General features: G+C 72.7%; 16 protein-coding genes and 3 tRNA genes. 13 read left to right on the forward strand and 6 right to left on the reverse strand.

Features of this window, described 5'->3' with window-relative positions:
- Positions 1 to 13: 13 nt before the first annotated feature.
- From ACIQAC_RS03695 to ACIQAC_RS03710, 4 genes are read left to right on the forward strand one after another with little or no spacing between them, the layout of a single operon-like run.
- The gene (locus ACIQAC_RS03695) at positions 14 to 919 is read left to right on the forward strand and encodes a hypothetical protein (protein ID WP_402186962.1); all 906 of its coding nucleotides are present in this window, start codon (positions 14 to 16) and stop codon (positions 917 to 919) included.
- Positions 916 to 1,143, forward strand: a complete 228-nt coding sequence (locus tag ACIQAC_RS03700; protein ID WP_402186600.1) for a Trm112 family protein — start codon at positions 916 to 918, stop codon at positions 1,141 to 1,143. Before ACIQAC_RS03695 ends, ACIQAC_RS03700 begins: the two co-directional genes overlap by 4 nt.
- Positions 1,140 to 1,973, forward strand: coding sequence for an FkbM family methyltransferase (locus ACIQAC_RS03705; RefSeq protein WP_402186602.1), 834 nt, complete (start codon positions 1,140 to 1,142; stop codon positions 1,971 to 1,973). Before ACIQAC_RS03700 ends, ACIQAC_RS03705 begins: the two co-directional genes overlap by 4 nt.
- Complete coding sequence (locus ACIQAC_RS03710) at positions 1,945 to 2,553, forward strand: hypothetical protein (protein ID WP_402186604.1); 609 nt, start codon at positions 1,945 to 1,947, stop codon at positions 2,551 to 2,553. Before ACIQAC_RS03705 ends, ACIQAC_RS03710 begins: the two co-directional genes overlap by 29 nt.
- Here the strand turns inward: ACIQAC_RS03710 and ACIQAC_RS03715 are convergent.
- Positions 2,513 to 3,457, reverse strand: coding sequence for a RimK family alpha-L-glutamate ligase (locus ACIQAC_RS03715; RefSeq protein WP_402186606.1), 945 nt, complete (start codon positions 3,455 to 3,457; stop codon positions 2,513 to 2,515). The genes ACIQAC_RS03710 and ACIQAC_RS03715 overlap by 41 nt on opposite strands.
- Before the next feature lie 148 nt (positions 3,458 to 3,605).
- On the opposite strand from ACIQAC_RS03715, the gene ACIQAC_RS03720 reads away from it, so the two are divergent.
- Complete coding sequence (locus ACIQAC_RS03720; protein WP_402186963.1) at positions 3,606 to 4,685, forward strand: MerR family transcriptional regulator; 1,080 nt, start codon at positions 3,606 to 3,608, stop codon at positions 4,683 to 4,685.
- 112 nt (positions 4,686 to 4,797) lie between these two features.
- Positions 4,798 to 6,012, forward strand: coding sequence for a glycoside hydrolase family 18 protein (locus ACIQAC_RS03725; RefSeq protein ID WP_402186608.1), 1,215 nt, complete (start codon positions 4,798 to 4,800; stop codon positions 6,010 to 6,012).
- A gap of 65 nt (positions 6,013 to 6,077) precedes the next feature.
- Here ACIQAC_RS03725 and ACIQAC_RS03730 read toward each other — a convergent pair whose 3' ends face one another.
- Positions 6,078 to 6,791 carry a FadR/GntR family transcriptional regulator gene (locus ACIQAC_RS03730; protein WP_402186610.1) on the reverse strand — a complete coding sequence of 238 codons (714 nt, stop codon included), beginning with the start codon at positions 6,789 to 6,791 and terminating at the stop codon, positions 6,078 to 6,080.
- Positions 6,792 to 6,949: 158 nt separating this feature from the next.
- Between ACIQAC_RS03730 and ACIQAC_RS03735 the strand changes: the two genes are divergently transcribed.
- The 5 genes from ACIQAC_RS03735 to ACIQAC_RS03755 all read left to right on the forward strand — a co-directional run bounded on the left by ACIQAC_RS03735 (position 6,950) and on the right by ACIQAC_RS03755 (position 14,241).
- Entirely contained in the window at positions 6,950 to 8,422 is a 1,473-nt protein-coding gene (locus ACIQAC_RS03735) for an SLC13 family permease (RefSeq protein WP_402186611.1), read from the forward strand.
- A 49-nt stretch (positions 8,423 to 8,471) separates the two neighbouring features.
- Positions 8,472 to 9,917: an acyl-CoA synthetase gene (locus ACIQAC_RS03740; protein ID WP_402186613.1), complete on the forward strand. Its 1,446-nt coding sequence runs from the start codon at positions 8,472 to 8,474 to the stop codon at positions 9,915 to 9,917.
- Entirely contained in the window at positions 9,910 to 11,274 is a 1,365-nt protein-coding gene (locus ACIQAC_RS03745; RefSeq protein ID WP_402186615.1) for a carboxyl transferase domain-containing protein, read from the forward strand. The genes ACIQAC_RS03740 and ACIQAC_RS03745 overlap by 8 nt, the downstream gene beginning before the upstream one ends.
- A gap of 505 nt (positions 11,275 to 11,779) precedes the next feature.
- Positions 11,780 to 12,817: a rod shape-determining protein gene (locus ACIQAC_RS03750; RefSeq protein ID WP_402186617.1), complete on the forward strand. Its 1,038-nt coding sequence runs from the start codon at positions 11,780 to 11,782 to the stop codon at positions 12,815 to 12,817.
- Positions 12,817 to 14,241, forward strand: coding sequence for a GAF domain-containing sensor histidine kinase (locus ACIQAC_RS03755; protein WP_402186619.1), 1,425 nt, complete (start codon positions 12,817 to 12,819; stop codon positions 14,239 to 14,241). The genes ACIQAC_RS03750 and ACIQAC_RS03755 overlap by 1 nt, the downstream gene beginning before the upstream one ends.
- A gap of 331 nt (positions 14,242 to 14,572) precedes the next feature.
- On the opposite strand, the gene ACIQAC_RS03760 is transcribed toward ACIQAC_RS03755, so the two are convergent.
- The 4 genes from ACIQAC_RS03760 to ACIQAC_RS03775 form a co-directional block, all read right to left on the reverse strand.
- Positions 14,573 to 15,484, reverse strand: a complete 912-nt coding sequence (locus tag ACIQAC_RS03760; protein WP_402186621.1) for an ankyrin repeat domain-containing protein — start codon at positions 15,482 to 15,484, stop codon at positions 14,573 to 14,575.
- 118 nt (positions 15,485 to 15,602) lie between these two features.
- Positions 15,603 to 15,679, reverse strand: a tRNA-Ile gene (locus tag ACIQAC_RS03765).
- Positions 15,680 to 15,857: 178 nt separating this feature from the next.
- Positions 15,858 to 15,930 (reverse strand) — tRNA-Asn (locus tag ACIQAC_RS03770).
- Positions 15,931 to 15,935: 5 nt separating this feature from the next.
- Positions 15,936 to 16,008, reverse strand: a tRNA-Asn gene (locus tag ACIQAC_RS03775).
- 155 nt (positions 16,009 to 16,163) lie between these two features.
- On the opposite strand from ACIQAC_RS03775, the gene ACIQAC_RS03780 reads away from it, so the two are divergent.
- Both ACIQAC_RS03780 and ACIQAC_RS03785 read left to right on the forward strand, forming a co-directional pair.
- Complete coding sequence (locus ACIQAC_RS03780; protein WP_402186623.1) at positions 16,164 to 16,469, forward strand: YtxH domain-containing protein; 306 nt, start codon at positions 16,164 to 16,166, stop codon at positions 16,467 to 16,469.
- Between the two features lie 62 nt (positions 16,470 to 16,531).
- Positions 16,532 to 17,989: an FGGY family carbohydrate kinase gene (locus ACIQAC_RS03785; protein WP_402186625.1), complete on the forward strand. Its 1,458-nt coding sequence runs from the start codon at positions 16,532 to 16,534 to the stop codon at positions 17,987 to 17,989.
- Positions 17,990 to 18,000 lie beyond the last annotated feature (11 nt).

Here is an 18,000-nt window from a genome sequence, read left to right on the forward strand (position 1 = left end):
CATGTGGTGGGGAGTGGCCGCGGCTCTGCTGGCGAACGTCCTGTACAGCACCGGGTTCGTGCTGGAGAAGCGGGCGCTGGGGACGCTCCCGGAGGTCAGCGTCCGCCGCCCGGCCCGGCTGCTGCGGCTGGTCGTGAGCAGTCCGCTGTGGATCGCGGGCTCGGTGGCGCTGGCGGCCGGTTTCGGCGCCCAGCTGCTGGTGTACCGGACGCTGCCGATCGCGGCGGCGCAGGGCATCTTCGTCTCCGGCCTGGTGCTGCTGGTGCTGCTGTCGTCGCGGCTGCTCGGCGAGGAGACCAGCGGCCGGGAGCGGTACGCGCTGGCGGCGATCCTGCTCGCGCTGCTGATGGTCGTGCTGTCGCTGGACGAGACCGGCGACACGGTGAGCCGCGGGGCCCCGTACCCGCTGGTGCTGCTGGTGTGTGTGCCGTCCCTCGCGGCCGGCGTCTGGCTGTACCGGTCCGCCGAGCGCAACGCCGGCCACCGCCACCGGCTGCCGACCACGGGCGTCGAGTACGGCGTGGCCGTCGGGCTGCTCTACGGGGTCAGCTCGCTCGCCATCAAGGGTGTCTCCGGCTATCTCACGGCGAGCGGCCTCGGGGGCGCGATCGTCGACGTGCTGCGCTCCCCGTACCCGTATCTGCTGCTGTTCACCGGCGCGTTCGGCCTGGTCATGTCGCAGGCGGCGCTTCAGCGCTGCCGGGCCTCGCTGATCGTGCCGGTGTGCACGACGGTGACGAGCCTGTACACGGCGGTGCTCGGCACGCTCGCGTTCGGCGAGGCGCTGCCGTCCGATCCGCTGCGGCTGGCCCTGCGGATCGCCGGCACGTGTCTCGCGGTGACCGTGCTGCTGACCATGCCCAAGCACGACACCGCACCCCAACCCCCCATGGGCGCCAAGGAGTTGACACCCCCATGAAGCCAGAAGACCCGCTGCTGAGGATTCTCGCCTGCCCACTCGACAAGGGGCCGCTGCATCTGCTGCTCGCGGACGAGTCGGTCACCTCGGCCGAGGCCCTGTACAACCCGCGGCTGCACCGGCGTTACCCGATCGTGGACGGCATTCCGCAGTTGCTGCCGTCCTCCGGGGAGCAGGTCCCCGACGAGGAACACGAGGAGCTGCTGAAACGGATGTCCCCGTGACCGCGCCCCCGACGCTGGCCGCCCGGCTCGCCGCCCGGCTGCCCGACCGGCTGGTGGCGGCGGCCGCCCGTGCCGTGTATCCGCGCTTCGAGCCGGAGCTGGCCCGGATCGGCGATCTGCTGCCGCCGGGATGTGTGACGGCCGTCGACGTCGGCGGCTGGTACGGCCCGTGGACCCAGCGGCTGAGCGGGCGGGTACGGCGGGTGGTGACCGTGGAGCCGGTGCCGTATCTGGCGCGGCTGCTCGCGGACACGACCCCGCCGAACGTCCGGGTCATCCAGGCCGCCGCCGCGGACCGGCCCGGCACGGCCCGGCTGTGGCTGCCCGCCGACGACGGCGGCCAGCGCGGGGTGTCGTCCCTGGTCCGGCGGGACATCCACGGCCGTGCGGTGCCGGTGCGCTGTGTCGCCCTCGACGATCTGGGCCTGAAGGAGGTCGGGTTCGTCAAGATCGACGTGGACGGCAGTGAGCTGGCGGTGCTGCGCGGCGCGACGGCACTGCTGGCCCGGGACCGGCCGTCGCTCTTCGTGGAGCTGGAGACCCGGATCCAGCCGGTGAGTCCGGTGGTGACGTATCTGCGGCTGCTCGGCTACGAGGGCTGGGTGCTGCCGGCGGACCGCTGGGTCCCGCTCTCGTCGTTCCCGCTGGAGACCCATCAGGAGGGCACGGCCCATGTGGTGAACGAGGGGCTGCTGCGCCGGGTGCTGCCGTTCCGGCACCGGCCGCGGTACGTCAACTCGGTGCTGTTCCTGCCGGACGGCCGCCGTCCGGGCGGGCACCGGGTGCGCGACGATGGACTGCATGTCCTCGGATTCCACACCCGCCGCTGACCGGCCCGCGCCGGGCCGTTTCACCCCACTCCACTTCCAGCTGGTGCTGCTGCGCCGGATGGCGGACCACAACCCGGACCTGGTGGAGGCGGCCCGGTACGAACTGGGCGTCTCGCTCGCCGAGATGCGTGAGGCGAACAAACGCTGGCAGGCGATGGTCCGCTCACCGCGCTCCCGCTCGGCCGCGTCCCGGTACCGCTCGGTCCTCGGGCCGCCCGAGTCGACGACCGCCCGCCGGATCGGCGACCTGGACTGCGAGGCCCGGCAGTGGCCGGTGCCGCTCTGGCCGTCCCTGCGCTTCGAGATCCTGCTCGCCCCGAACGGCGCCGTGTGGAACGAGTGGCTGGTCCGCGCCCCGGGCGCCGAGCCGCCCGCCCTGCACAGCCTGGAGGACCTGACGCCCTGGTCGTGCACGGTCGACGAGGCCGCCCGCGCCTTCGCGCCGGCCCGTCCGCTGGAGGGCTCGGCCCCCACCCGCTGGGGCCTGTCGTTCACGGCACCGGACGCACAGGGGGTGCGCCGGGAGGTGGTGGCCGAGTTCACCTGGGGTCTGTTGCAGCGGATGGCGGTGGTGGGGTGAGTCCCGGCGTGCGGGCGGCCTCGATCACCGCGTCCACCAGCCGCGTCATGGACCCGGGATGCAGGGAGAGGAAGAGGTTCGGCTCGACCAGCTCCAGCTCCATCACCCGCGGCCGCCCTGCGCCGCCGTCGCCCCCGCCATCCCCCTCGTCCCCGTCCACGAGGTCGACGCGGGCGTAGAGCAGCTCGGGCGCGTCCGGTACGGCGGCCAACGCGCGCTCGGCGACGGCGAGTTCGGCGTCGGTGGGCCGCCAGGGCTCGATGCCCGGATGCGCGACCTTGCGGGCGTCGTAGGGGGTGCCCGGCGCGAGGACGGCCCCCTTCCGGCTGGCGTGCAGCAACTCCCCGCCGACGAACAGCAGGGCCCGCTCACCGGTGGCGTCGATGCTGGTGACATACGGCTGGACCATCGCCGTGAACCCCTCGGCGTGCATCCGCTCCAGCTGGCGTACGGCGGTGTCGCGCTCGGCGGGGGTGTAGCGGGCGGCGAACCGGGCGCCGGCGCCCGAGGTGGGCTTGACGACGTACTCGTGGTCGTCGGGGAGGTCGGCCGGGTCGCCGGGGGCGAGATAGCGGGTGGGGACGGTGGGTACGCCGGCCGCGGCGAGGTCGCCGAGATACCGCTTGTCGCTGTTCCAGCGGACCACGGGTGCCGGGTTCGCGAGCCGGGTCAGCTTGCCGCACCGCTCGGCCCAGGCGAGGAACTCCGCCGCCCGCCAGCTGTAGTCCCAGGTGGACCGGATCAGGGCGAGGTCGAAGCCGGCCCAGTCGACGCCGGGATCGTCCCAGACGACGGCTTCGGCGTCGGCCCCGGCCTTCCGCAACGCGTCCACCAGCACCGGAAGATCCCGGTCGGCACTGATGTGTGGCCCGGGACGGCAGGTGACGAGAGCGACTCGGGACACGGCGTCTCCATCCACGTAGGGCCGCGGCTGATCAGGACACGCGCAGGCTAACAATCGGACCCGCGTCCGAAGAACCCCGCTTGACCTTCACCTTCGGTGAAGCCCCAGCATCGGTGACGGAACCGGAGGAGGTTTCCAGGTGGCACACATGCTGACGATCGGCGCGTTCGCGAAGGCGTCCCGCCTCTCACCGAAGGCCCTGCGGCTGTACGACGAACTGGACCTGCTGCGCCCGGCCCACGTGGACCCGGACACGGGCTACCGCTACTACGCACATGCCCAGCTGGAGCGGGCCCGCCTGGTGGCGTGGCTGCGCCGGCTGGGCATGCCGCTGGCCCGCATCCGCGAGGTGTGCGCGCTGCCGGCGGCGGAGGCGGCCGGTGCCGTCCGGGCGTACTGGGCGCGGGTGGAGGCGGAGACGGCGGAGCGCCGCGATCTGGCCAAGTTCCTGGTGGACCACCTGACGACGGCCCAACCGCGAAGGGACCCCACCATGACGACCCTCGAACTGCGTTACGCCGCCCACTGCGACCGGGGCCGGACTCGCCCCGCCAACCAGGACACCGCCTACGCCGGCACCCGTCTGCTGGCCGTGGCGGACGGCTACGGCCCGACCGGCGACCGGGCGAGCACGGCGGCCGTGAAGACCCTGCGCGACCTGGAGGAGACGCGGATCCCGGCGGGCAGTGTCCTGAACCTCCTGGAGGCGGCCGTCCAGGACGCGTCGGCGGCGGTGCGGGACGCGACGGCCGAGGAGGACGCGGGCACCACCCTCACGGCGATGCTGTGGACGGGCTCGCAGCTGGCCCTCGTCCACATCGGCGACTCGCGGGCGTATCTGCTGCGCGACGGCGGCCTGTTCCGTATCACCCACGACCACACCGTGGTCCAGTCGATGATCGACGAGGGCCGGCTGACCCCGGAGGAGGCCACGGCCCACCCGCAGCGCACCCTGCTCCTCAACGCCCTCACCGGCACCACCCGCCCCACCCCCGACCTCCGTCTGCATGACGCCCACCCCGGCGACCGCTATCTGCTGTGCTCCGACGGCCTCAGTGCGGTCGTCCCCGACGCCGCCGTCCGTACGGCCCTCGCCGCGACGGAGACGCCCCGGGACGCGGTCGACAGCCTGATCGCCGAGGCCAACGCGGCGGGCGGCCCGGACAACATCGCCTGCGTGGTGGCGGACGTGACGGACACCGGCGGCAGCGGCCGGGGGGTTGCCTGATTCCGAGCGTTTACGGCGGCCCTCCCCGGCATCGAGACGCTGCCGGGGAGGCCACCCGCTACCGTGCCCATGACAACCGTCCTGGAGGTAGCGAGTGTCAAGATTCCGCCGCGTGCACGCCCTGCTCCTGGCATGTCTGGTGTCGGCGACGTGCCTGCTGGGGGCCGGTACCCCGACCGCCTCGGCCACCTCGGCCACCTCCGGCGCCTCGGCCGCCTCGCTTGAGCGGCGGGACCCGGTGATCGGCGCGTACTACGCGGGCTGGAACAGCGAGGCGTACCCCGTCTCGCGGATTCCCGCCGACCGCATCACCCATCTCTTCTACGCCTTCTCGACGATCGAGCAGGGGAAGTGCACGGTTCAGCCGTCCGCGGCGGACGACTTCGCGGAGCTGGCGAAGCTGAAGCGCGAGCACCCGCGCCTGCGCACCCTGATCTCCATCGGCGGCTGGGGCGCGGGCGGGTTCTCCGACGCCGCGCTCACCCCGGCCGCCCGGCGGACACTCGTGAACTCGTGCCTGGACCTGTTCTTCTCCACCTACCGGGGCAGCTTCGACGGAGTCGACCTCGACTGGGAGTTCCCCGTCTACGGCGGCCCGACGGAGATCACCGACCGGCCCGAGGACCGCAGGAACATGACCCTGCTGACACAGGAGTTCCGCACCTCGATCGACAAGCTGGGCGAGAGGCACGGCAAGCGGTACGAGGTGACGGCCGCGCTGCCCGCCGGGCGGCTCCAGACCGACGGGTCCTACGACCCGGCGAAGAGCTTCGAACTCGGCAAGCTGGCCCGGATCCTCGACTTCATCAACATCATGACCTACGACATGGGCACCGGATTCTCGCCCGTGTCCACCTTCAACGCCCCGATGCGCCCGGTCGCCGCCGACCCCATGCCGGCACCGGACAAGGTCTGGAACAACGTGACCGGAGCGGTGGCCTACTACCGGCTGCACGGCGTCCCCGCCGACCGCCTCGTGCTGGGCACCCCGTTCTACGGCCGCGGCTTCGTCGTCAAGGAGGAGGGCGACAACCACGGGCTCTACCAGGCGTACGACGAGACCTTCTGGGTCAGCGGCCGGAGCGCGGTCGCGGAGCTGCTCGCCGACCCGGCCTGGCAGCGGTACTGGCACCCGGTCGCGCAGACGCCCTGGCTGTACAACGCCGCCGAGCGGAAGTTCGTGAGCTACGAGGACCCGACGTCGATCGGCATCCGGGCCCGGCACGCCAAGCAGAGCGGGCTGCTGGGCACCTTCATGTGGGAACTGTCGGACGACGACAGCGAACACAGCATGCTGCGGGCGATGTCGGCACCGTTCCGGCGCTAGGGCCGGTCGGCCATTACGGTCGGTCCTCGTGCCGCGGCCGGTCCGCTACTGAGGCCGGTCCTCTCCTACTCGGGCCGGCCGTCGTCCGGGTCCCAGTCCAGGAGGCGGACCTTCGCCACCGTACGCACATGGCGGCGCATCGCCGTGGCCGCACGGCGGGGCTCCGCCGCCTCGATCGCGTCCAGGATCGCCTGGTGCTGGGCCAGGGAGCGGGTGGGGCGGTGGGGCTGGCGCAGCGACTCGGTGCGGCTCTCCGCGATCTGGTCCGCGATCGAGCGCATGAACTCCGCGAGCAGCGCGCTGTGGGCCGCCGCCGTCACCGCCCCGTGGAACAGACGGTCGCCCTCGACACCGTGACCGCCGCCGTCGATCTCCCGCGCCATGTGCGTGAGCGCCGAGCGCATCGCGGTGAGGTCGTCCTCCGTGCGGCGCTCGGCGGCCAGTTCGGCGAGTTTGGTCTCCAGCGCCTCGCGCGCGTCCAGCACGTCCGGGAGCCGTCTGCGGCGCTCCACCAGCTGCTCCACCGGCTCCACGTCGAGGGTGTCCCGGAGCAGATACGTACCACCGCCGTGCCGCGCCTCGACCAGGCCCTGCACCTCCAGCACCACGATCGCCTGCTTCACGGATGCCCGGCTCACCCCCAGCCGCGCGGCGAGGTCCCGCTCGGGCGGAAGGCGGTCACCGGCCCGCAGGCCGCCCTCGGTGACGTACTGGCGCAACCGGTTCAGCACCTGCTCGTACAGGCGCTGTTTGGTCATGGGGCGCAGGGCGTCGGTCACGGGTCCCCCTCTCGCGGGGAGGGTAGCACCGGGCTACAGGACTGGTTGAGTGGCTCAGCCAATTTCCGCATGCCCTCTTGACGTCCCCGCCCGCCCGCACCCACGCTGGCGAACACCCCGATTGGCTCAGCCACTCGTCCAGTCCCGCGGGAGCCCGTATGTCCCCCGAGCTCATCTCGATCCTCGTCCTCGTGGTGGTGTTCGTCATCGCCACCACCCGCTCCGTGAACATGGGCGCACTGGCCTTCGCCGCCGCCTTCGGAGTCGGCACCCTGGTCGCCGACCTCGACGCCGACGGCATCTTCGCCGGCTTCCCCGGCGATCTCTTCGTCGTCCTGGTGGGCGTGACCTATCTCTTCGCGATCGCCCGCGCGAACGGCACCACCGACTGGCTCGTGCACGCCGCCGTCCAACTCGTACGCGGGCGCGTGGCGTTGATCCCGTGGGTGATGTTCGCCCTCACCGGCGCGCTGACCGCGATCGGTGCCGTCAGCCCCGCCGCCGTCGCGATCGTCGCCCCGATCGCCCTCAGCTTCGCCGCCGCGTACGGCATCAGCCCGCTCCTGATGGGCGCGATGGTCGTCCACGGCGCCCAGGCCGGCGGCTTCTCCCCGATCAGCATCTACGGCACGATCGTCAACGGAATCGTCGAAAGAGAAAACCTCCCCGGCAACGAACTGGCCCTGTTCCTGGCCTCCCTCATCGCCAACCTGATCATCGCAAGCACGGTCTTCGTGGCATGCGGAGGCCTGAGCTTGTGGCGCCGGGGTTCGGTACGAGAGGGCACGGCGGGTCAGGGTTCGGTGCCCCCTGACGCCCTCGCCGGCAACGCCGAAAGGGAGAGGGGCCCGCTCGACGCCGTCGACAGCAACGCCGAAAGGGAGAGGGGCCTGCTCGACGCCGTCGACAGCAACGCCGAAAGGGAGAGGGGCCCGCTCGACGCCGTCAGCAGCAACGCCGAGAAGGGGCGCGGGGAACTGCGCGACCAGCCACAACGAGCCGGTGCCCAGACAGCAACAGCAACCACCCCCACCCTCACCCCACCCCAGATAACCACCCTCCTCGCCCTGCTCACCCTCGTCGTCGCCGTACTCGTCTTCGATCTGGACGCAGGCCTCACAGCCATCACCCTCGCAGTGATCCTCAGCACCGCCTGGCCCCAGACCTCCCGCGCAGCGGTAACAGAGATCGCCTGGCCCACAGTCCTCCTCATCTGCGGCGTCCTCACCTACGTAGGCGTCCTCGACGAGATGGGCACCATCACCTGGGCCGGCGAGGGCGTGGGCGGCATCGGCGTCCCCCTCCTGGCCGCCGTACTGCTCTGCTACATCGGCGCCCTGATCTCCGCGTTCGCCTCCTCCGTAGGCATCATGGGCGCCCTGATCCCCCTGGCGGTGCCCTTCCTCGCCCAGGGCGAGATAGGCGCGGTCGGCATGATCGCGGCCCTCGCGGTGTCGGCGACGGTCGTCGACGTGAGCCCGTTCTCGACGAACGGCGCCCTCGTGCTGGCCGCCGCCCCGGACGTCGACCGCGAACGTTTCTTCAGGCAGCTGATGATGTACGGAGGCATCGTGGTGGCGGCCGCCCCCGCACTGGCATGGCTGGTGCTGGTCGTCCCCGGCCTCGGCTAGCCAAGGCACCCGCACTCACGGCAAGACCAACGACCAAGGAGCACAACGCGTGTCCTCACTCTTCCCGGCCCTCACCGGGGGACCGGCCGAGCAGCCCGCCGTGCGCTTCGGCGACCGCGCCCTGACGTACGCCGAGCTCGCGGCCGCGTCCGGGGCCGTCGCCGCGCGGGTCCGTGACACCCGCCGCGTCGCCGTCTGGGCGACCCCGACGCTGGAGACGGCCGTGGCCACCGTCGGCGCCCTGGTCGCCGGAGTGGCCGCGGTCCCGCTCAACCCGAAGTCGGGCGACAAGGAGCTCGGGCACATCCTGTCCGACAGCGCCCCCGACGCCGTACTGACCGCCCCCGGCTCCGAACTCCCCGCCGCGCTCGCCGACCTGCCCCGCATCGACGTCGACGTGCACGCCACGGGGCCGGCCGCCCCGGACGACGCCGACGACGAGGCGCCCGCCCTCGTCGTCTACACCTCCGGCACCACCGGCCCGCCCAAGGGCGCCGTCCTCCCCCGCCGGGCCGTCTCCACCACCCTGGACGCGCTCGCCGACGCCTGGCAGTGGACGGACGCGGACGTACTCGTCCACGGGCTTCCCCTCTTCCATGTGCACGGCCTGGTGCTCGGCATCCTGGGCCCGCTCCGGCGCGGCGGCTCGGTGCGGCACCTCGGCCGGTTCGACACGGAGGGTGTGGCGCGGGAGCTGAACTCGGGCGCGACGATGCTGTTCGGCGTGCCGACGATGTACCACCGCATCGCCGAGGCCCTCCCGGACGAGCCCGAGCTGGCGAAGGCGCTGGGCGGCGCACGGCTCCTGGTCTCCGGTTCGGCCGCGCTCCCCGTGCACGACCACGAGCGGATCACCGCCGCGACCGGCCGCCGGGTCGTCGAGCGCTACGGCATGACCGAGACGCTGATGAACACCAGCGTCCGCGCCGACGGCGAGGCGCGCGCCGGCACGGTCGGTGTGCCGCTGCCCAACGTGGAGCTGCGGCTCGTCGAGGAGGACGGGTCGCCGATCACGTCGTACGACGGGGAGACCGTGGGCGAGATCCAGGTGCGCGGCACCAATCTCTTCACCGAGTACCTCAACCGGCCCGACGCGACCGCCGCCGCCTTCACCGCCGACGGCTTCTTCCGCACCGGCGACATGGCGGTCCGCGACCCCGACGGCTATGTCCGGATCGTCGGCCGCAAGGCCACGGACCTGATCAAGAGCGGCGGCTACAAGATCGGGGCGGGGGAGATCGAGAACGCGCTGCTCGAACATCCCGGGGTCCGCGAGGCCGCCGTCACCGGTGAGCCCGACGACGACCTCGGTGAGCGGATCGTCGCCTGGATCGTGCCGGCCGATCCCCAGTCGCCGCCCGCCGACGAGGAGCTGGCCGACCATGTGGCCCGCCGCCTCGCCCCGCACAAGCGGCCCCGCGTGGTCCGGCATCTGGACGCGCTGCCCCGCAACGACATGGGGAAGATCATGAAGCGGGCGCTCGGCCATGACTGACCGCCTCTCGGCCCGCGAGGTCCTCGCCCTCGTCACCGACGACTTCGCCGAACTCCCGCACCCCACAAGGGATCCCGCCCCCGACGGCCCCCTCGCCTGGCACGGCTACGACGCCTCGCGCGCCCGCGCCGCCGAACGCACCGGCGAGGACGAGTCGGTGGTGTGCGGCACCGGACGGGTCGAGGGCACCCACGCGGTGCTGATCGCGTTCGAGTTCGGCTTCCTCGGCGGCTCGCTCGGCGAACGCACCGGCGACCGGCTGGAGGCGGCGTACACACACGCCCGCGAACACCGGCTGCCGGTGGTGCCGTTGATCGCGACGGGCGGCAGCCGGATGCAGGAGGGCATGGTCGCGCTCACCCAACTCCAGCGTGTGGCACGGCAGTCGGCGCTGAACCGGGAGGCCGGGCTGGCGCAGATCGCCGTTCTGCGGGATCCGACGACCGGCGGCGGCTGGGCCACCCTCGGCGCGGGCGCCGACGTGATCCTCGCGCTGCCCGGCGCCCAGGTCGGTTTCGCCGGCTCACGGGTGCGCCCACCGGACGCGGACCCGGCGGCCTACTCGGCCGAGGCGCAGGTGGCGACCGGCGCGGCGGACGCCGTCGTACCCCCGGAGGAACTGCGGGTGACCCTCGGCCGCTGGCTGCGCCTGCTGACCGCCCCGTCCACCGAGTCCGCTCCCCCGCCCGCGCCCCTCGGTGCCACCGACCTCCCCGCGACCGGCTGGGACGCGGTCCTGCGCGCCCGCTCACCCCAACGCCCGCGCGCCGGGCGCTACTTGGACGCCTACTTCGCCCACCGCGCCCCGATCAGCGGCGACCGCTGCGGCGGCACCGACCCCGAGGGCATGCTGTGCGGCTTCGGCGAACACGCGGGGCGTACGGTCGCGTACGCCGCCCAGACGGGGACGGCCACCCGTCCGGCCGGGTACCGTACGGCGGCCCGGCTGATCCGGCTCGCGGACCGGCTCGGCATCCCGGTGCTGACCCTGGTGGACACGCCGGGCGCCGCCAATGACGCGGAGGCGGAACGGCAGGGCGTCGGGGCCGCGATCGCGGACGTCTTCGTGGCGGTGGCCGCCGCGCGGACGCCGGTGACCACCCTGCTGATCGGCGAGGGCGGCTCCGGCGGGGCGCTGGCGCTGGCCGCGCCCGGCAACACGTATGCCACGCCGGACAGTTACTTCTCCGTCATCGCCCCCGAGCTCGCCGCGCAGATCCTGAAGCGCGGTCCGGAGGAGGTGGAGGCCACGGCCGACCAACTCCGCATCCGGCCACAGGACTTGGCGGAGCTGGGGGTCGTCCGGGACCGAACAGGCGAGCAGTTGTTCCCTGGAACAGGTGATCGTCGCACCTGAGGGCGCACGGGGCTGCCGGGGTTGACGATACTTACGGTGCGCGAGCGACGGGATGCATACCGTGGCCGAGCGCGGTCCCACACCAAGCGTCACGCAAGGAGAAAGCACGATCATGAACCTTCTCACCGACATCCTCGCCGGCCTCATCCACTTCGTCGGCTGGCTGGTCTGACGGCAGAAGAGCCGTCCGGCGCGACAGAGGAGTCGTCCGGCGCGGCCGAGGGGCCGTACGGTCACCGGCCGAAGAGCCGACAGCGGCGCCGCCTCCCCGTCCCAGGGAGGCGGCGCCTTCCCTTCAGTACCCGCGCTCGCGCCCCGAGACACCGTCAGCTCGCCGTCGCGAGCGGACAACTGACGACCACGCCGAACTTTTACGACAAATCACCCGTACAGCGGCGCCCCGCCCGGCCCCCTACCGAAGGCGGTCCCGTCCCCGTCCCCGCACGATGCGAGTGAGGGCCCGCCGTCGGGCGGCACCTCGGTCTGTGCCTCGGGAGGAACTGCCATGACCGCCAGCCTGGAGCAGCTGCGCCGCTGCCATTTCGCCGTCGACCTCGGCGCGGCGCGGACACGGGTGTACGTCAAGGGTGCCGGGCTCGTCGTCGACCAGCCGTCGGCCGCCGCCGTGAACACCCGCACCGGGGCGCTGATCGCGGTCGGCGAGTTCGCCGAGCAGATGACGGGCCGCACCCCCGACTACATCCGGGTCGTCCGGCCGGTCTCCGGCGGCACGGTCGTCGACATCGAGATGGCCCAGCGGATGCTCCGCCATCTGCTCGGCGACAAGGTCCGCCGCACCCTGCGCCGCAAGCCGTTCCTGCGGGCTGCGGCCTGCACCCCGCACGACGCCGACCCGCTCGCCCAGCGGGCCGCCATCGAGACGCTGGTCGGCCTCGGCGCCCGCCGGGTCGAACTCGTCGACACCCTGATCGCCGCCGCCGTCGGCTGCGGACTTCCCGTCGAGCAGCCCGAGGCGACGATGGTGCTGGTCTGCGGGGCGGCGGCCACCCAGGTCGCGGTGCTCTCGCTCGGCGCGATCGTCACCGCCGTACGGATCCCGGTCGGCGGCGAGGCCGTGGACCACGCGATCGTGCAGCACCTGCGCCACGAACACGAGTTGATGCTGCCCAGCCAGTCCGTACGACCGCTCCAGATCGCCCTGCGCGGCAACGGTCTCACCCCGCAGGGGCCGGCCTCCACCGAGATCCACGGCCGCGATGTCGCCACCGGCCTCGCCCGCAGCGTCCAGGTCGACACGGCCGCCGTGCGCGACGCGATCCAGACACCGCTCACGGCCGTGCTCGACGGCATCGGCAAGGTGCTGCGGGACTGCCCGCCGGACCTGGTGGCCGACCTCGCCGACCGCGGCATCATGATGGTCGGCGGCTCCGCGCTGCTGCCGGGTCTGGACCAGATGCTTCGGCAGGCCACCGGTATGCCGGTGCACATCGCCGAGCGGCCCGACGTGTGTGCGGTGCAGGGCCTCGGCGCCATGCTGGAGGGCAAGATCCAGCCGCTGGAGCTGGACCCGCTGGGCTCCTGATGCCGGACGAGTCCGGCAGGCGGCTGCCGTCGCCCCTGCTCGACGCGGTCATCGACGTGGGCACCGACCTCGACCTCGGCGCCACCCTCCAGCACATCGTGGACGGCGCCGCCGAGATCACCGGCGCCCGCTGTGCGGCCCTGTCCATGACGGACCCCGGCCGCGACGGACTGCGCGAGATCCGCGCCGACCTGCCGCCCGGACCGCCCGCCGGGGCCGGCACCCTCGACGTCCCCATCCACGTCGACGGCCGCCTCTTCGGCCTGCTCCACCTCACCGGCAAGCCCCACGGCGGCGACTTCACCACCGAGGACGCCCAGCTCCTGCGCCTGCTGGCGGTCCAGGCCGGCATCGCGATCGGCAACGCCCGGCTCTACGAGGCAGCCCGGCAGCGCGAACGCTGGATCGAGGGCTCCGCGGCCGTCACCACCGCGCTGCTCACCGGCACCACCGCCGACGACGCCCTGATGACCGTCGCCGAACGCGCCCGGCTGCTCGCCGACGCCGCCGCGGCCGTGATCCTCCAGCCGACCGAGGCGGGCGGTATGGAGATCGTCACGGCGTCCACCTTCCAGGATCCGGGCGACATCGTCGGCACCACCATCGAGCCCGGCAGCGCGGTCCTGGAACAACTCCTCGGCGGCGAACCGGTGTTCATCGACGACTCGGCGACCGACCCCCGTATGACGACCCATGTACGGCACCGCTTCGGGCCCAGCATGATGCTGCCGTTGCAGTCCGACGGCCGGCTGATCGGCACGCTCGCGCTGCCGCGCCGGCGCGGCGACCGCCCGTACACGGACGTGGAGAAGCTCCTGGCGACCCAGTTCGCCTCCCAGGCGGCCCTGGCCCTGGTCATGGCCGACACCCGGCACCACCGCGAACGCCTCGCCGTCTACGAGGACCGCGACCGTATCGCCCGCGACCTGCACGACCTCGTCGTCCAGCGGCTGTTCGCGACGGCGATGATGCTGGAGTCCACCCAGCGCCGCACGGCCGCGGACACCGTCCACTCCACCCTGGGCCGGGCCGTGGACGAACTCCAGTCCACGATCCAGGAGGTCCGCACCACCATCTACGCCCTCCAGCAGCCCCCCGCCGAGGCGCCCACCACCCTGCGCGGCAAGGTCCTCAAGGAGGCCGCGGGCGCGGCGGCGGTACTCGGTTTCCCGCCCTCGACCCGCTTCACGGGCGCCGTCGACTCCCGGGTCCCCGAACCGACGGCGGCCCACCTCCTCACGGCCCTGCGCCGCGGCCTCGCGCCCGCGACCCACCGCCCGTCCGTCACCCGCGTCGAGATCACGATCGACGCGACGGCGACACTGCCGGACGGCCGGGCGGGGGTACGGCTGACGGTGTACGACGACGGAGAGACGAAGCAGGGCGGCACCGGCACGACGATGACATGGCAGGCGCCGCTCTGACGGGACTCAGTACGGGCCCGCGGTGAGGCGGCTCAGTAGGGCAGCAACTTCCCGGACGGGGTCCGGCGATCGATCGGCACCTCGCGGGGCGCGGTGGGCCGGCGGGTGGGGCGGACGAGGATCCGGCGATTCATGACGCCCTCCTGAGCTGCGGTTCCGGCACGAGGCTCACGCCCCGTTCGATACCCACAGCCTTCTCCTCCACACCCCCCGGCCACATCGTGCCGACGGATGCCTCCGCACTGCCCCCTCAGCAGGAGGGGACGAAAGCGGACTACTCCCCACGGATGACCCCGCCCCTGACACGACCACCACCCCCGCGGGCAGCCCCTTACTCCGCCCTCTCCCCGCCCCGGCCCCCACGCCCGTCCACGTCCGCTTCCGCTTCCGCTTCCAGGTCGAAGTCCCCGTCCCCATCGACGTCCCCGTCGGCGTCCCCTTCGACTTCGAGGTCCCCGTCCCCGTCCCCGTCCGTCTCCGCCTCGGCCTCCGTCTTCTCCTCCGCCTTGGGTCTCGCCGAGGCCTTGGCGCCCTGCTCCACGAGCCACGCCACCACCGCGTCGGCGTCCTGCGCCCGCGCGACGTCCAGCGGGGTCATGGAGTCGTACCCGATCCGGTCGAGGTCGGCGCCGAGCCCGTGGAGATGCCGGGCGACGGCGAGTTGCCCGCCGTGGCAGGCGTGCCAGAAGGCGTGGTCGATCTCCTCGGCGGAGGGCGGGGTGGAGGCCGCCAGGAAGGCCTCGACGCGGTCCATGAGCCCGAGCGCGGCGGCGTCGTCGAGGAGGACGTGGGCCCCGTGCTCGACCAGCCGCCGGGCGGCCCGCCACTGCCCGAACCCACAGGCGTCGGCGAGCGGGGTCCCGCCGCCGAGCACGGCGCCGGGTGCCTCGATGTCGGCGCCGGCGGCGAGCAGCGCGTCGATCGCCGGGACGTCGTTGCTGCTGGCCGCCCAGTGCAGCGGGGTCTCTTCGTGGGCGCCGACGAACCGGACGCCGGGGTCGGCGCCGGCCGCCACCAGGGTGGCGACGACCTGGGCGGCGCGCGGGTAGTGGCCGGGCCAGTCGGTGACGATGTGCAGCAGGCTGCGGGTGCCCGCACGGTCCGGGTCCTCGGACTCGGTGATGCCGGTGGACGCCAGTTCCGGATGCTCGGCGAGCAGCGCGCTCAGCGCCGGCAGATCGCCCGTACGAATCGCCTCGGTCACCGAGACGGCCAGCGGATCACGGGAGTTCAGGGTCGTCATGACCGCCAAGCTTTCCACTACCGACGGCGGTGTGGGCGATTCACGGGCCCCGTCCTGCCGCCCGGCCCCCGCCCTGTGGGCTTCTCGCAGTTCGGATCGATTCTGCAAATCCGTGCGGTGGTGGGGCGGGTGGGACTCGAACCCACGGCCGACGGATTATGAGTCCGCTGCTCTAACCGGCTGAGCTACCGCCCCATAGCGGCGTGTCGCGCACATTTGTGCGCGCCGTCTGCCGCAGCATAGCCGCTCATACGATCTCCTGCTTCGGATGGTCGGCTTCCCACGGCGTTCATGAGCTGAGGACTCCGCCGTGCTGTGATCGGTTCCGCCGGACATGAAAAAGGACCCCTGCGTGGGGTCCTCGTTCTGCATGCTCCCCCGACTGGACTCGAACCAGTAACCTGCCGGTTAACAGCCGGCTGCTCTGCCAATTGAGCTACAGGGGACCGAGCTCCCCCGACTGGACTCGAACCAGTAACCTGCCGGTTAACAGCCGGCTGCTCTGCCAATTGAGCTACAGGGGAATGCCTCGTTGCATCGAACGTACCCACCTGGGTATTCGCCAGGGGGCGCCCGCTCGCTGCGACACATACATTAGCGCAAGCAGGGGGGTGCTCCGCCAATCGGTTCCCCCGGGCCCGACACCTACCGCTGTACACATCAAGGAAGGGTGGCCGCCATGCGCTACAGGCTCATGTTCGTCGCCGGAGTCGCCGTGGGTTACGTACTGGGCACAAGGGCCGGACGCGAGCGCTACGAGCAGCTGAAGAAGTCCGCCCGCCAGGTCGCCCAGAACCCGGCAGTCCGCAACACCGCCGAGACCGCCGCCCAGCAGGGCCGCGAGTTCGCCGGCAAGGCGTACCACGTCGTCAGTGACAAGGTCGGCGACCGGATGCCCGACTCGGTCGCCGACCGGGTCCGCTCCCTGCGCGAGCGCACCGGGGGGTCGTCCGGGGAGGACGACTGGGGCACGAGTAACACGTAGGTGCGCTCCTCACGAACCGCCCTTGGCCGAAGCAAGCGCGCCGATGCGGCAAAATCTGAGCCATGGGGATAGTCGCCGGGTTGGACAGCTCGCCCGATTTCACTCGCATCGTCGTCTGCGACGCGGACACCGGAGCCGTGCTCCGGCAGGGCTATGCGGCGCACCCGCACGCCGAGACGGGCGAGGGCAACGCGCGTCCCAGTGACGTCGATCCACAGGCGTGGCTGCTGTCCCTCGGTGAGGCCGCGGGCGGTGGCCTGCTGGAAGGTGTGCAGGCCATCGGCGTCTCCGCGCAGCAGAACGCGGTGGTGCCGCTCGACGCGCAGGGCAACACGGTGCGGCCCGCGATGGTCGGCGGCGACAAGCGCGCCCAGGTCGCCGCCGCCGATCTGATCGACGCGCTCGGCGGGCGGGAGGCCTGGGCGCAGGCCGTCGGGTCGGTGCCGCAGGCCGCGCAGCCGGTGACCAAGCTGCGCTGGCTCAGTCGCACCGAGCCGGAGAACGCCCAGCGCACGGCCGTCCTCATGCAGGCCCACGACTGGCTGGTGTGGCAGCTGCTCGGGCGCCCGGTGCGCCGTACCACCGACCGGGGCGGGGCCTCCGGGACCGGGTACTGGTCGGCGGCGATCGGCGGGTACCGGCCCGAGCTGGTGGAACTGGCGCTCGGGCACCAGGTGATGCTGCCGGAGGTGATCGGCCCGTCGGACGCCGCCGGCACCACACCGGAGGGGCTGCTGATCTCGGCCGGGACCGGCGAGACCATGGCCGCCGCGTTCGGGCTCGGCATCGGGCTCGGTGACGCCGTCGTCTCGCTCGGCGCCTCCGGTTCCGTGATGGCCGTGCACCCCGAGGCCTTGCAGGACCCCAGCGGAATGATCACCGCCCTCGCGGACGCCACGGGGATGCATCTGCCGGTCGTCACCACCCTCAACGCCGTACGGACCCTGCGCGGCGCGGCCGAACTGCTGGGGCTGCCCGATCTGGAGAGCCTCTCCGAGCTGGCGATGAAGTCGACGCCGGGCGCGCACGGGCTGGTGCTGCTCCCCTATCTGGAGGGCGAGCGCACCCCGCATCTGCCGCACACCGCCGGGACGCTCACGGGTCTGCGCCGGGAGTCGATGAAGGCGGAGCACTTCGCGCGGGCCTCGTTCGAGGGCATGCTCTGCGGTCTCGCCGACGCGCTGGACGTGCTGCGCGGGCGCGGTGTGGACGTACGCCGGGTGTTCCTGCTGGGTCCGGCGGCGGAGCTGCCCGCGGTGCAGGCCGCGGCGCCCGCGCTGTTCGGGGCGCAGGTCGTGGTGCCGCAGCCCGCGGACTACGGTGCGATCGGGGCCGCCCGGCAGGCGGCCTGGGCGCTCGGCGCCTCGCAGGGCATGCTCGATCCCCGCACGCCGCCGGCCTGGCAGGGGCCGGTCGCGCAGGTGCTGGAGCCGGGCGAGGACCTGGCGGTCGGACAGGCCGTGCGCCAGCAGTTCGTGGCGGTGCGCGAGCAGACGTATCCGGGCGCTTTCCGGCTGTGACCGCGCGGTGC

Source organism: Streptomyces sp. NPDC088387 (assembly GCF_044753385.1).
Taxonomy (GTDB): domain Bacteria; phylum Actinomycetota; class Actinomycetes; order Streptomycetales; family Streptomycetaceae; genus Streptomyces.

Coding starts and splice junctions, on each gene's coding strand:
- ACIQAC_RS03700 (WP_402186600.1), top strand. CDS start 916: ATGAAGCCAGAAGACCCGCTGCTGAGGATTCTCGCCTGCCCACTCGAC.
- ACIQAC_RS03710 (WP_402186604.1), top strand. CDS start 1,945: ATGTCCTCGGATTCCACACCCGCCGCTGACCGGCCCGCGCCGGGCCGT.
- ACIQAC_RS03720 (WP_402186963.1), top strand. CDS start 3,606: ATGCTGACGATCGGCGCGTTCGCGAAGGCGTCCCGCCTCTCACCGAAG.
- ACIQAC_RS03735 (WP_402186611.1), top strand. CDS start 6,950: ATGTCCCCCGAGCTCATCTCGATCCTCGTCCTCGTGGTGGTGTTCGTC.
- ACIQAC_RS03745 (WP_402186615.1), top strand. CDS start 9,910: ATGACTGACCGCCTCTCGGCCCGCGAGGTCCTCGCCCTCGTCACCGAC.
- ACIQAC_RS03750 (WP_402186617.1), top strand. CDS start 11,780: ATGACCGCCAGCCTGGAGCAGCTGCGCCGCTGCCATTTCGCCGTCGAC.
- ACIQAC_RS03755 (WP_402186619.1), top strand. CDS start 12,817: ATGCCGGACGAGTCCGGCAGGCGGCTGCCGTCGCCCCTGCTCGACGCG.
- ACIQAC_RS03760 (WP_402186621.1), bottom strand. CDS start 15,484: ATGACGACCCTGAACTCCCGTGATCCGCTGGCCGTCTCGGTGACCGAG.
- ACIQAC_RS03780 (WP_402186623.1), top strand. CDS start 16,164: ATGCGCTACAGGCTCATGTTCGTCGCCGGAGTCGCCGTGGGTTACGTA.
- ACIQAC_RS03785 (WP_402186625.1), top strand. CDS start 16,532: ATGGGGATAGTCGCCGGGTTGGACAGCTCGCCCGATTTCACTCGCATC.